The sequence below is a fragment of the Pseudoxanthomonas yeongjuensis genome, from assembly GCF_010093345.1.
GTDB lineage: Bacteria > Pseudomonadota > Gammaproteobacteria > Xanthomonadales > Xanthomonadaceae > Pseudoxanthomonas_A > Pseudoxanthomonas_A yeongjuensis.
Genome location: NZ_PDWT01000003.1, coordinates 169,925 through 182,902 on the forward strand (window position 1 = coordinate 169,925; position 12,978 = coordinate 182,902).

Below are 12,978 nucleotides of genomic sequence, written 5' to 3' on the forward strand. Positions count from 1 at the left end.
GAATTAGAACACACCCCACAATGGAGTGTCGGAGCCGGGGCGCGCCGGCTCGCCGTCCAGCAGCGTCTTGTCGCGTACCGCGCCCTTGTCGGCGCTGGTGGCCAGCAGGGCATAGGCCTTGAGTGCGGTGGTGACCTTGCGCGGGCGCGGCTCGGCCGGCTTCCAGCCCCTGACGTCCTGCTCGGCACGACGTGCGGCCAGTTCCTCACCGGAGACCAGCAGGTTGATCGAGCGCTGCGGGATGTCGATCAGGATCCGGTCGCCTTCGCGGACCAGGCCGATCGCCCCGCCCGCGGCGGCCTCCGGTGAGGCATGCCCGATCGAAAGACCCGATGTGCCGCCGGAGAAGCGCCCGTCGGTCAGCAGCGCGCATTGCTTGCCCAGGCCTTTGGATTTCAGGTAACTGGTCGGGTACAGCATCTCCTGCATGCCCGGACCGCCCTTGGGCCCTTCATAGCGGATCACCACGATATCGCCGGCGACCACTTCATTGGCAAGGATGCCCTTCACCGCCGCATCCTGGCTCTCGAACACCTTGGCGTTGCCTTCGAACACATGGATGGATTCGTCCACGCCCGCGGTCTTCACCACGCAACCATCGACGGCGAGATTGCCGTACAGCACGGCCAGGCCGCCTTCCTGCGAATAGGCGTGTTCGACATCGCGGATGCAGCCGTTGCTGCGGTCGGTGTCCAGCGTCGGCCAACGCGTGGCCTGGCTGAAGGCCACCTGCGTCGGGATGCCGCCCGGTCCCGCCTTGAAGAAAGTGTGCACCGCTTCGTCCTCGGTCCGGGTCACGTCCCACTGCGCGATGCCATCAGCCAGCGTCTTGCCGTGCACCGTCGGCACCCCGGTGTGCAGCAGCCCGCCGCGCGACAGCTCGCCGAGGATCGAGAAGATGCCGCCGGCGCGATGCACGTCTTCCATGTGGTACTTCTGGATGTTCGGCGCCACCTTGCACAGCTGCGGCACCTTGCGCGACAGCCGGTCGATGTCGCGCAGGTCGAAGGCGACCTCGCCCTCCTGCGCGGCAGCGAGCAGGTGCAGGATGGTGTTGGTGGAACCGCCCATGGCGATGTCCAGGGTCATCGCATTCTCGAAGGCCTCGAAACTGGCGATGGAGCGCGGCAGCGCCGAGGCATCCTCGCTGCCATACCAGCGATGGCACAGTTCGACCACCAGCCGGCCCGCGCGCAGGAACAGTTGTTCGCGATCGGCATGCGTGGCCAGCGTGGACCCATTGCCCGGTAAGGCCAGGCCCAGCGCTTCGGTCAGGCAGTTCATCGAATTGGCGGTGAACATGCCCGAGCACGAGCCGCAGGTCGGACAGGCGCTGCGTTCGTATTCGGCTACTTTCGCGTCGGACGAGTTCTCGTCGGCGGCCACCACCATCGCATCGACCAGGTCCAGTCCGTGTTCCGAGAGTCTGGTCTTGCCCGCTTCCATCGGCCCGCCGGAAACGAACACGGTGGGGATGTTCAAGCGCAGCGCGGCCATCAGCATGCCCGGGGTGATCTTGTCGCAATTGGAGATGCATACCAGCGCGTCGGCGCAATGCGCATTGACCATGTACTCGACCGAGTCGGCGATGATCTCGCGGCTGGGCAGCGAATACAGCATGCCGTCGTGGCCCATGGCGATGCCGTCGTCCACGGCGATGGTGTTGAACTCCTTGGCCACGCCGCCGACGCGCTCGATTTCGCGCGCGACCAGCTGCCCCAGGTCCTTGAGGTGCACGTGCCCCGGCACGAACTGGGTGAACGAATTGGCGATGGCGACGATGGGCTTGTGGAAATCCTCGTCCTTCATGCCGGTGGCGCGCCACAGTGCGCGGGCGCCGGCCATGTTGCGGCCGTGGGTGGAAGTGCGGGAACGATAGTCGGGCATGCGGGTATGCAAAGGGATCGCGAGTGGGGACGTCGATTCTGCGGCGTTTCCAATGTTTCAGTTGCAACTATATTTCCGTTCGCCATCCATTCGTCGATGTTGGCGCGGAGGCGCTTGACAATGCTCATTGGCGCATGTTTCTCTACACCCATGCTGCAACGCCACATGCCCCCGATGACCGACACGACTGCGCCCCACGGCGCGGCGGCCTCGCTCCTCGTACTCGTACTTATTACCTCGCCAACAGGTGCGGGACGAACCGGCGCGTAAGCAGAAAAGCTCGCCAGATTCGCAAAACCCCGCACTGAGAAGTGCGGGGTTTTTTGTTTTCGGACCTTTCAAACACGTTCTCCAGCCCTTCCCTTCAACCTTCCATGGAATCCAGCGCAATGACCACCAGCACCCTTCCCAACACCAAGATCGCCATCGTCGGCTACGGCAGCCAAGGCCGCGCGCATGCGCTGAACCTGCGCGAATCCGGTTTCGACGTCACCGTCGGCCTGCGCCCGGGCGGCCCGACCACGGCCAAGGCACAAGCCGATGGCTTCGTGGTGAAGACGCCGGCTGAAGCGGTCAAGGACGCCGACCTGGTCGCGGTGCTGACGCCCGACATGGTCCAGCGCAAGCTTTACGACGAGGTATTGAAGGACAACCTGAAGCCCGGCGCCTGCCTGCTGTTCGCGCATGGCCTGAACGTGCATTTCGACCTGATCAAGCCGCGCGAGGACATCGACGTCGTACTGGTGGCGCCGAAAGGCCCGGGCGCGCTGGTCCGCCGCGAATACGAGATCGGCCGCGGCGTGCCCTGCATCTATGCCGTGCACCAGGACAAGAGCGGCAATGCCGAAGCGCTGGCCCTGGCCTACGCCGCCGGCCTGGGCGGCGCGCGCGCCAACATCATCAAGACCACCTTCAAGGAAGAGACCGAGACCGACCTGTTCGGCGAGCAGGCCGTGCTCTGCGGCGGCGCTTCGTCGCTGGTCCAGGCCGGTTTCGAGACCCTGGTGGAAGCCGGCTACCAGCCGGAGATCGCTTATTACGAAGTGCTGCACGAACTGAAGCTGATCGTCGACCTGTTCTACGAAGGCGGCATCACCCGCATGCTGGAGTTCATCTCCGAGACCGCGCAGTACGGCGACTACGTCAGTGGCCCGCGGGTGATCGACGCGGCGACCAAGGCGCGGATGAAGGACATCCTGACCGACATCCAGGACGGCACGTTCACCAGGAACTGGATCGCCGAATACGAAGCCGGCCTGCCCAACTACAACCGCTTCAAGAAAGCCGACATGGAGCATCCGATCGAAGTCGTGGGCAAGAAGCTGCGCGCCAAGATGGTGTGGCTGTCGGCCAACGCCGCGCAGCCGGATGCGGACGACGCCACTTCAACCGCAAAGGCCGCCGCTGCATGAACACAACCGCTGCCATTGCCCCACGCAACGGCGCCCGCTGGCTGACCCAGGCGCTGGAAGCCGAAGGCGTCGAAACGCTGTTCGGTTATCCGGGCGGCACCATCATGCCGTTCTACGACGCGCTGGTGGATTCGAAGCTGAAGCACATCCTGGTGCGCCACGAGCAAGGCGCGGCATTGGCGGCGAACGGTTATGCGCGCGCCAGCGGACGCGTCGGCGTATGCGTCGCGACCTCCGGTCCCGGCGCATCCAACCTGGTCACCGGCATCGCGGATGCGATGCTGGATTCGGTGCCGATGGTGTGCCTGACCGGCCAGGTCGCGACGCATCTGATGGGCACCGACGCGTTCCAGGAACTGGACGTGTTCGGCCTGACCCTGCCCATCGTCAAACACAGTTTCATCGTGCGGCGCGTGGAAGACTTGCCGGAAGTAGTGCGCGACGCGTTCCGCATCGCCCGCGAAGGGCGGCCCGGCCCGGTGCTGATCGACCTGCCGAAAGACGTGCAGGTCGCCGATGCCTCGCATCTGCCCGATCACGTGCCGGCGCAAGTCCAGCTGCCGCCGGCTCCGGCCGACGCCGCCCTGGCCGAAGCGCTGGCCGCGATCGCCGGCGCGGAGAAGCCGGTGATCTACGGCGGCGGCGGCATCGGCCTGGCCGATGCGACCGAGGTGTTCCGCGAATTCGTCGAAGCCACGCGGATTCCCACCGTGCTGACCTTGCGCGGCCTGGGCGCGCTGCCCGGCGGACATCCCGACTATCTGGGCATGCTGGGCATGCATGGCACCCGCGCGGCGAACATGGCGGTGCAGGAATCGGACCTGTTGATCGTGGTCGGCGCGCGCTTCGACGACCGCGCCACCGGCAAGCTGGCCGAGTTCGCCCCGTTCGCGCGGGTCATCCACCTGGATGCCGACGCGTACGAGATATCCAAGCTGCGCACCGCCAACATCGCCGTACCCGGCGACGTGGCCGCGGGCCTGCGTGCGCTGGTCGGCGCGCGCAGCACCTGCGACGACTGGCGCAAGCGTTGCCGCATGCTGGCCGAGAAGCACGGCTTCCGTTACGACGCGCCCGGCACCGACATCTACGCGCCGGCCCTGCTGAAGCGCATGACCGAACTGGCGCCGGACGACGCCATCGTCGCCTGCGATGTCGGCCAGCACCAGATGTGGGTCGCGCAGCACTGCAAGTTCAACCATCCACGCAACCACCTGACCAGCGGCGCGCTGGGCACCATGGGTTTCGGCCTGCCGGCGGCGATGGGCGCGCAGTTCGCCTGTCCCGACCGCACCGTGCTGCTGGTCAGCGGCGACGGCAGTTTCATGATGAACGTGCAGGAGCTGGTGACGATCGCGCGTTGCCGCTTGCCGGTGAAGATCGTGCTGCTGGACAACAGTTCGCTGGGCATGGTCCGGCAGTGGCAGGAACTGTTCTTCGCCAGGCGCTACAGCGAGATCGACCTGTCCGACAACCCGGACTTCGCGGCGCTGGCCGAAGTGTTCGGCATTCCCGCCAAACGCATCGACCGCCGCGACCAGGTGGAAGGCGCGCTGGCCGACCTGCTGGCGCAACCTGGTCCCGCCCTGCTGCACGTGGCCATCGACATCAAGGCCAACGTCTGGCCGCTGGTCCCGCCCAACACCGCCAACAGCACCATGCTGGACAGCAATCCCGCCGACGCGAAGGCGCCGGAAGCCGCACAACGCACGGAGTCCGCGCATGCGCTACCGGCTTGACCTGGTGCTGAAACCGGCCGAAGGCGCGCTGACCCGCGTGATCGGCATGGCCGAACGCCGTGGCTTCACCCCGCATTCGATCAACGGCGGTTCCGCCAGCGAGGACGGCGGCTGGCGCCTGCAACTGGTGGTGGAGGGACAACGCCCGGCGGAGACCCTGCGCCTGCAGATGCTGAAGGTGTACGACTGCGTGTCGGTCGAGATCACCCCGGTGGAGACTGCAGTAGAGGTGGTGCCGTGACCGTCTGTCTGCCGTTGTGGGAGGGGCTTCAGCCCCGACGCTCTTCGCGCAAATCCGTCGGGGCTGAAGCCCCTTCCACAGGCCCGGTCTTTTCACGTGCTGCACGGAGGCGTCTTCTTCCAGCGTCATCCGCATGCATGCCTAATTTCCATGCCTGATTCACGTGCCGCTGCCAGCAAGGAACCCGACGTAGGCGACGTAATCGTCACCGTGGCCGACGTGCTGGCCGCGCAGGCGCGCCTGCGCCGCTACCTGCCGCCGACGCCGCTGCACCATGCCGAACGCTTCGGGGTGATGCTGAAACTTGAGAATCTGCAGCGCACCGGTTCGTACAAGGTGCGTGGCGCCTTGAACGCATTGCTGGCCGCGCGCGAACGCGGCGACACGCGTCCGGTCATCGCCGCATCCGCCGGCAACCATGCGCAGGGCCTGGCCTGGGCCGCGTACCGGCTGGGCGTGCAGGCGATCACGGTGATGCCGCATGGCGCGCCGCAGAACAAGATCGCCGGCGTCGCCCACTGGGGCGCGACCGTGCGCCAGCATGGCGACAGCTACGACGAGGCCTATGCGTTCGCGCGCGAACTGGCCGAACAGAACGACTACCGCTTCCTGTCCGCGTTCGACGATCCCGACGTGATCGCGGGGCAAGGCACGGTCGGCATCGAGATCGCGCCGCATGCGCCGGACGTGGTCATCGTCCCGATCGGCGGCGGCGGCCTGGCGTCCGGCGTCGCGTTGGCGCTGAAGTCGCAGGGCGTGCGCGTGGTCGGCGCGCAGGTCGAAGGCGTCGATTCGATGGCGCGCGCATTGAAGGGCGACACGCGCGAGGTCGCGCCGGTCGCCAGCCTGGCCGACGGCGTGCGGGTGAAGGTGCCGGGTTTCCTGACCCGCCGCCTGTGCGCCAGCCTGCTCGACGACGTGGTCATCGTGCGCGAAGCCGAGCTGCGCGAAACCCTGGTCCGGCTCGCATTGGAAGAAAACATCATCGCCGAAGGCGCCGGAGCGCTGGCCCTGGCCGCGGGCCGCCGCGTGTCCGGCAAGCGCAAGTGCGCGGTGGTCTCCGGCGGCAACATCGATGCCGCGGTACTCGCCGCCCTGCTCTCGGAAGTGCGACCGCGCGCACCGCGCAAACCGCGGCGGCGCACCCAGGAATTGCATCCGCTCGAACCCGGGCACGCGCTTCCACGATTGATCAAGACACTTTCCCCCATTGAAGTCGACGCGCCGCAAGCGCGCCACGCCGTAACCGAAGAGGAGTACACCTGGTGAGCACCATCATTACCCAGCCGGCCCAGGTCCGGATTTTCGATACCACCCTGCGCGACGGCGAACAATCGCCCGGCTGCAGCATGTCGCCGCAGCAGAAACTGGTGATGGCGCGCGCGCTGGCCGAGCTAGGCGTCGACGTGATCGAGACCGGCTTCCCCGCCAGCTCGCAGTCCGACCGCGAAGCGGCCTCGCTGATCGCGCGCGAGCTGCGCGACACCACCCTGTGCGTGCTGTCGCGCTGCCTGCCCAACGACATCGAGATCTCGGCGCGCGCGCTGGAAGGCACGGCGAAACCGCGCCTGCACCTGTTCGTTTCCACCAGCCCGCTGCACCGCGAGCACAAACTGCGCATGAGCAAGCAGCAAGTGCTGGACCTGGCCGCGACCAGCGTGGCCCACGCGCGCCGCTTCGTCGACGACGTCGAGTTCTCCACCGAGGACGGCACCCGCACCGAGGAGGATTTCCTGGCCGAAGTGATCGGGGCGGCGATCGCTGCAGGCGCCACCACCATCAACGTGCCCGACACCCTGGGCTACACCACGCCGGCGGAGATCCGCGGCCTGTTCGAGCGTCTGATCGGCGGCGTGCCCGGCGCGCGCGACGTGGTCTTCAGCACCCATTGCCACAACGACCTGGGCATGGCCGTCGCGAATTCGCTGGCCGCGGTCGAAGGCGGCGCGCGCCAGGTCGAATGCGCCGTCAACGGCATCGGCGAACGCGCCGGCAACTGCGCGCTGGAGGAAATCGCCATGGCGCTGAAGGTCCGCGGCGCTTACTTCAACGCCGACACACGCCTGGACACGCGCCGCCTGGTGTCCACCTCACAACTGCTGCAGCGCCTGGTCGGCATGCCGGTGCAACGCAACAAGGCCATCGTCGGCCTGAACGCCTTCGCCCACGAATCCGGTATCCACCAGCACGGCATGCTGCGCCATCGCGGCACCTACGAAATCATGAATCCGCAGGACGTGGGCTGGCCGGATTCGCAGATGGTGCTGGGCCGCCACAGCGGCCGTGCCGCGGTCGAGCAGCGCCTGCGCGCACTGGGCTACCTGCTTGAGGAATCGGAACTGGAACTGGTCTTCGCCGACTTCAAGGCGCTGTGCGAGAAGCAGCGCGTGGTCAACGACGCCGACCTGCAGACGCTGATGCAGGACGGCGCCGACAGCGAAGGCTACCGGCTCTCTTCGATGACCATCAGCGATGCCGGGCATCGCGCGCGGGCCACGGTCGAGTTGTCCGATCCGGACGGCGATCGCCTATTCGAGACCGCGGAAGGCGACGGGCCGGTGGATGCGCTGTTCGCTGCATTGGCCATGGCCACCGGCGTGGATCTGAAGCTGGAAAGCTACCAGGTGCACAGCGTCGGCCTGGGCCGCGATGCGCGCGGCGAGGCCAACCTGAGCGTGCGCCACGAAGGGGTGGAGTACGACGGCACCGGCACCAGCAAGGACATCATCGAAGCCAGCGCCCTGGCCTGGCTGGATGTGGCCAACCGCCTGCTGCGCGCGCGCAGCAAGGCCAAGACGAAGTCCACGTCGGAAATGGCGGTGGCGTGATGCGTCTTTCCGTAGCCAAGGAAATACATGCCGTCATCCCGGCGCAAGCCGGGATCCATTTTGACTTTGCCGTTGCCTGCATACGTCCCCATCAAAAGCAGGATCAGGATGTATCCCAGCCTTCGCTGGGATGACGAGCCCGGTTTTCCACGATCAGCGCAGCCATCGCACAATTCCATATCCTTCCTCTGGAAACATTTCATGAGCTCCACCCCCCGCACCCTCTTCGACAAACTCTGGGACGCGCATGTCGTCGTTCCGGAGACAGACGCCGCGCCCGCGGTGCTGTACATCGACCTGCACCTGATCCACGAAGTCACCTCGCCGCAGGCCTTCACCGAACTGCGTGCGCGCGGCATCGCGCCGCGCCGGCCGGACCGGACCAAGGCGACCATGGACCACTCCACGCCGACCACGCCGGCCGATGCGGACGGCAAGTTCCATTACTACACGCGGGCCTCCGAGACCCAGGTCGACACGCTGGCCGGCAACTGCGCCGAGTACGGCATCGAACTGTTCGACATGCACTCGGCCGAACGCGGCATCGTCCACGTGATCGCGCCGGAACTGGGCCTGACCCAGCCCGGCATGACGATCGTCTGCGGCGACAGCCACACCTCCACCCATGGCGCGTTCGGCGCGCTGGCCTTCGGCATCGGCACCAGCGAGGTCGGCCACGTGCTGGCCACGCAATGCCTGCTGCAGCGCAAGGCGAAGACCATGGCGATCACCGTCGATGGTCCGCTGGCGCCGGGTGTCGGCGCCAAGGACGTGATCCTGCACATCATCGGCGTGATCGGCGTCAACGGCGGCACCGGCCACGTTCTGGAATACCGCGGCTCCACGATCCGCGCGATGGACATGGAACAGCGCATGACCCTGTGCAACATGTCGATCGAGGCCGGCGCGCGCGCGGGCATGGTCGCGCCGGATGAAACGACTTACGCCTGGCTGGCGAATACGCCACGCGTGCCGCAAGGCGCGGCGTTCGAGGAAGCGAAGACGCGCTGGTCGCAATTCGGCAGCGACGACGGCGCGCATTTCGACCAGGAAGTAGTCATCGACGCGCGCGACATCCGCCCCACGCTGACCTGGGGCACGCATCCGGGCACGGCCATCGCCGTGGACAAACCTATCCCCGCCGCCAACGATGCCGCGGCGCAGAAGTCGCTGGATTACATGGCCTTCGACGCCGGCAGGCCGCTGGAAGGTACGGCGGTGGACGTGGTCTTCGTCGGCTCCTGCACCAACGGTCGCCTCAGCGACATGCGCGAAGTGGCCACCGTGCTGCGCGACCGCCGCGTCGATCCGCGCGTGCGCATGCTGGTGGTACCGGGTTCGGAACTGGTCAAGCGCCAGGCCGAGGCCGAAGGGATCGACCGGATCGTGCGGGCCGCCGGCGCCGAATGGCGCGAACCGGGCTGCTCCATGTGCATCGCCATGAATGGCGACCTGGTCGCGCCGGGACAATTGGCGGTCAGCACCAGCAACCGCAATTTCGAAGGCCGCCAGGGGCCCGGTTCGCGCACGCTGCTGGCCTCGCCGATGACCGCGGCGTGGGCGGCGGTGAACGGGAAAGTGTCCGATCCGCGTGAGCTGTTTGTGAAGGAGGTCGCGTGATGGATGCTTTTGATTCCCTTCTCCCACCGGGAGAAGGTGGCGCGCAGCGACGGATGGGGGAAGAAGAGTTCCGGATGTACCGGGGTTGGTCGCCTAGTCATTCATCTTCCCTCATCCGCCCTTCGGGCACCTTCTCCCGGGGGGAGAAGGAAACAGCCGCCTTCGCTTCAGGGGTTTTCGCATGACCGCCTTCGCCGCCCTCACCTCGCGCAGCGTGGTCCTGCGCCAAAGCAACATCGACACCGACCAGATCATCCCCGCGCGCTTCCTGTCGACCACCGAGCGCGCCGGACTCGGCAAGCACGCCTTCAACGACTGGCGCTGGCAGGCCGATGGTTCGCCGAATCCGGAGTTCGCCTTCAACCAGCCGCAGAACAGCGGCCGCCAGATCCTGCTGGCCGGCGCCAATTTCGGCTGCGGTTCCTCGCGCGAGCACGCGCCGTGGGCGCTGACCGACCTGGGCCTGCGCGCGATCGTGAGCAGCCAGATCGCCGATATCTTCCGCAACAACTCGCTGAAGAACGGGCTGCTGCCGATCGTGCTGGACGAGGCCGTGGTGCAATCGCTGATGCAGCGCCCCGACGACGAACTGACCGTCGACATCGAGGCGCGCGAACTGCGCACGCCCGCCGGCGACGTCCATCCCTTCCCGCTCGACGCCTTCGCCCGCACCTGTCTGATGCAAGGCGTGGACGAGCTGGGCTACCTGTTGCTGCGCGACCCGCAGATCTCAAAGTACGAGGAACGTTTCCATGCAAGCTGACATCGCAGTCCTGCCCGGCGACGGCATCGGTCCGGAAGTGACCGCCGCCGCACTGTCCGTGTTGAAGACCGTGGCGCGCCGCTACGGCCACCAGTTCACCTTCAGCGAACACGACATCGGCGGCATCGCCATCGACAAGACCGGCGAACCGTTGCCCGCTTCCACCCTGGCCGCGTGCAAGAGCGCCGACGCGGTACTGCTGGGCGCGGTCGGCGGGCCGAAGTGGTCGGATCCGAATTCCAAGATACGTCCCGAACAGGGCCTGCTCGCCCTGCGCAAGGGCCTGGGCCTGTACGCCAACCTGCGCCCTGTGCGCCCGCATCCGGCCGCATTGAACGCCTCGCCGATCAAGCCGCACCTGCTCACCGGGGTGGACATCATGGTGGTGCGCGAACTGACCGGCGGCATCTATTTCGGCGAGAAGACCCGCAGCGCCGACAGCGCCAGCGACCTGTGCACGTATAGCGTGGTCGAGATCGAACGCGTGGTCCGCAGCGCGTTCAAGCTGGCCCGCCAGCGCCGCGGCTACCTGGTGTCGGTGGACAAGGCCAACGTGCTGGAGACCTCGCGCCTGTGGCGCGACGTGACCGCGCGCATCGGCCGCGACGAGTTCGCGGACGTCAAACTCGAGCACGTGCTGGTGGATGCGATGGCCATGCACCTGCTGGCGCATCCGCGCGAGTACGATGTGATCGTGACCGAGAACATGTTCGGCGACATCCTCACCGACGAGGCATCGATGCTGGCCGGTTCGCTGGGCCTGCTGCCTTCCGCGTCGCTGGGCGACGGCAAGGCCGGAGTTTACGAACCCATCCACGGTTCCGCGCCCGACATCGCCGGCAAGGGCATCGCCAATCCGTACGCGACGATCCTCAGTGCGGCGATGCTGCTGCGCCATTCGCTGGGCCTGCACGATGAAGCCGACTGCCTCGAACGTTCGGTCGATGGCGCGTTGAATGCGCATGCTTTCACCGCCGACCTGTCCTCCAACGGGCGCAGCATTTCCACTACCGCCGCCGCGCAAGCGGTGATCGAGCAGATGCAGGCCAACTGCTACGTGGCCGAACTCCGCGACTGAGCCACGTAGCAGAAGGCGTAGGAGCGACGTAAGTCGCGAAACAAGAAGACCATGGACCCTTCGCGACTTACGTCGCTCCTACGTACGCTGCTTTTCCCTGACCCGTGCAGGCTCTATGCTCGGCGCTTCCGGCACAGGCACACGCACCCGATGAATCGGTCCACTTTCTTCGTCATCGCAGCGTCTGTCCTCCTCCTGGCGCTGCTGTTCAACACACCAGTCCATGCCGCCCCGCCCCTGCGCGAATCCTTCGACCTGCAACTCCCGGTCCCGCCGACCCCGGTCCGCATCGACGGCCAGCAGCGGCTGGTCTACGAACTGCACCTGACCAACTTCGCGCGCGAGCCCTTGTCGCTGCAGCGCGTGGACGTGCTCGATCCGGCAACCGGCCACGTGCTCGCCCAGTTCATGGATGCGGACCTGGCCGTACGCCTCGCACGCCCCGACGCAATTGAAGCGGGTGCGGCGGGCGCTATCGCACCCGGGATGCGTGGCGTGCTTTACCTGGAGTTCGCACTTCCCGCAGGCGCCGTACCGCGCGCGCTGTCGCACCGCATCGCTTACGCCACGCCCACCCCGGACTCCCTTGAAGTGGAAGGCGCGACGATCGCGTTGGGCACCGCTCCCCCCGTACTCGGCGCGCCGCTGCGCGACGGACCCTGGGTCGCGATCCATTCGCCGGATTGGGAACGCGGCCATCGCCGCGTGCTGTACACCGTCGACGGCCGCGCACGCATTCCCGGCCGCTTCGCCATCGACTGGGTGAAGCTGGACTCCGCCGGCCGCACCGCGCGGGGTGATGCCGATGTCGTGACCAATGCCTACGGTTACGGCGCCGACGTCCTGGCCGTCGCCGATGCGGTGGTCGCCAGCACCCGCGACGATGTCGCCGAAAGCGCCTCGGTCGCTGCGAATCCGAAGCATGCGCTCGGCGACGCCACCGGCAACTACGTATCGCTGGACCTGGGCGACGGTCGCTACGCCTTCTACGAACACCTGAAGCCCGGCAGCCTGAAGGTGAAACTCGGCCAGCACGTGAAGCGCGGCCAGGTGATCGCCGCGCTCGGCTTCACCGGCGACTCCACCGGCCCGCACCTGCACTTCCATGTCGCGGATGGCGATTCTCCGCTTGGTGCGGAAGGCGTGCCGTTCGTGTTCGAACGTTTCGAGGTACTGGGCGGCTATCCGGATATCGGGGTGTTGGGTTCCAAGCCGTGGACCCTGCGCGACGCTGGCCAGGAACCGCGGCGGGAGGGCGAAATGCCGGCCTCCAATACCGTTGTCAGTTTCGACTGACGCCTGGTCGTTGTAGGAGCGACGCAAGTCGCGAAATCCTGGAATCCCGACCTCCAGGCCTCCCGAACGCATGGGGGCTGAGGACTTCGCGACTTGCGTCGCTCCTACGGCCCG

Annotated in this window: 10 protein-coding genes; 9 read left to right on the forward strand and 1 reads right to left on the reverse strand. The window is 66.8% G+C overall.

Features of this window, described 5'->3' with window-relative positions; all coding sequences use genetic code 11:
• Positions 1-3: 3 nt before the first annotated feature.
• Positions 4-1,887, reverse strand: a complete 1,884-nt coding sequence (ilvD, locus tag CSC74_RS10515) for a dihydroxy-acid dehydratase (RefSeq protein ID WP_162314416.1) — start codon at positions 1,885-1,887, stop codon at positions 4-6.
• Between the two features lie 389 nt (positions 1,888-2,276).
• Here ilvD and ilvC point away from each other — a divergent pair, with 389 nt between their 5' ends.
• From ilvC to CSC74_RS10560, 9 genes are all read left to right on the forward strand, one after another.
• Positions 2,277-3,299, forward strand: a complete 1,023-nt coding sequence (gene ilvC / locus CSC74_RS10520) for a ketol-acid reductoisomerase (RefSeq protein WP_162314417.1) — start codon at positions 2,277-2,279, stop codon at positions 3,297-3,299.
• Positions 3,296-5,038: an acetolactate synthase 2 catalytic subunit gene (gene ilvG / locus CSC74_RS10525; RefSeq protein WP_162314418.1), complete on the forward strand. Its 1,743-nt coding sequence runs from the start codon at positions 3,296-3,298 to the stop codon at positions 5,036-5,038. Before ilvC ends, ilvG begins: the two co-directional genes overlap by 4 nt.
• Positions 5,022-5,279 carry an ACT domain-containing protein gene (locus CSC74_RS10530; protein WP_162314419.1) on the forward strand — a complete coding sequence of 86 codons (258 nt, stop codon included), beginning with the start codon at positions 5,022-5,024 and terminating at the stop codon, positions 5,277-5,279. The genes ilvG and CSC74_RS10530 overlap by 17 nt, the downstream gene beginning before the upstream one ends.
• Before the next feature lie 150 nt (positions 5,280-5,429).
• A complete protein-coding gene (locus tag CSC74_RS10535) occupies positions 5,430-6,548 on the forward strand; it encodes a threonine dehydratase (RefSeq protein ID WP_162314420.1) in 1,119 nt (372 codons plus the stop codon).
• Complete coding sequence (locus tag CSC74_RS10540; RefSeq protein ID WP_425501454.1) at positions 6,545-8,107, forward strand: 2-isopropylmalate synthase; 1,563 nt, start codon at positions 6,545-6,547, stop codon at positions 8,105-8,107. Before CSC74_RS10535 ends, CSC74_RS10540 begins: the two co-directional genes overlap by 4 nt.
• A 201-nt stretch (positions 8,108-8,308) precedes the next feature.
• Positions 8,309-9,727, forward strand: a complete 1,419-nt coding sequence (gene leuC, locus CSC74_RS10545; RefSeq protein ID WP_162314421.1) for a 3-isopropylmalate dehydratase large subunit — start codon at positions 8,309-8,311, stop codon at positions 9,725-9,727.
• Positions 9,728-9,908: 181 nt separating this feature from the next.
• Positions 9,909-10,490 (forward strand): 3-isopropylmalate dehydratase small subunit, encoded by a 582-nt coding sequence (leuD, locus tag CSC74_RS10550; RefSeq protein ID WP_162314422.1) that lies wholly within the window; start codon positions 9,909-9,911, stop codon positions 10,488-10,490.
• A complete protein-coding gene (gene leuB / locus CSC74_RS10555; RefSeq protein WP_162314423.1) occupies positions 10,480-11,568 on the forward strand; it encodes a 3-isopropylmalate dehydrogenase in 1,089 nt (362 codons plus the stop codon). The genes leuD and leuB overlap by 11 nt, the downstream gene beginning before the upstream one ends.
• Before the next feature lie 150 nt (positions 11,569-11,718).
• Positions 11,719-12,864 carry a peptidoglycan DD-metalloendopeptidase family protein gene (locus tag CSC74_RS10560; RefSeq protein ID WP_162314424.1) on the forward strand — a complete coding sequence of 382 codons (1,146 nt, stop codon included), beginning with the start codon at positions 11,719-11,721 and terminating at the stop codon, positions 12,862-12,864.
• Positions 12,865-12,978: the final 114 nt, after the last annotated feature.

Bases quoted from the DNA above. Each gene is read 5' to 3' on its own strand.
- ilvD (WP_162314416.1), bottom strand. From the start codon at position 1,887: ATGCCCGACTATCGTTCCCGCACTTCCACCCACGGCCGCAACATGGCC.
- ilvC (WP_162314417.1), top strand. From the start codon at position 2,277: ATGACCACCAGCACCCTTCCCAACACCAAGATCGCCATCGTCGGCTAC.
- ilvG (WP_162314418.1), top strand. From the start codon at position 3,296: ATGAACACAACCGCTGCCATTGCCCCACGCAACGGCGCCCGCTGGCTG.
- CSC74_RS10530 (WP_162314419.1), top strand. From the start codon at position 5,022: ATGCGCTACCGGCTTGACCTGGTGCTGAAACCGGCCGAAGGCGCGCTG.
- CSC74_RS10535 (WP_162314420.1), top strand. From the start codon at position 5,430: ATGCCTGATTCACGTGCCGCTGCCAGCAAGGAACCCGACGTAGGCGAC.
- leuC (WP_162314421.1), top strand. From the start codon at position 8,309: ATGAGCTCCACCCCCCGCACCCTCTTCGACAAACTCTGGGACGCGCAT.
- leuD (WP_162314422.1), top strand. From the start codon at position 9,909: ATGACCGCCTTCGCCGCCCTCACCTCGCGCAGCGTGGTCCTGCGCCAA.
- leuB (WP_162314423.1), top strand. From the start codon at position 10,480: ATGCAAGCTGACATCGCAGTCCTGCCCGGCGACGGCATCGGTCCGGAA.
- CSC74_RS10560 (WP_162314424.1), top strand. From the start codon at position 11,719: ATGAATCGGTCCACTTTCTTCGTCATCGCAGCGTCTGTCCTCCTCCTG.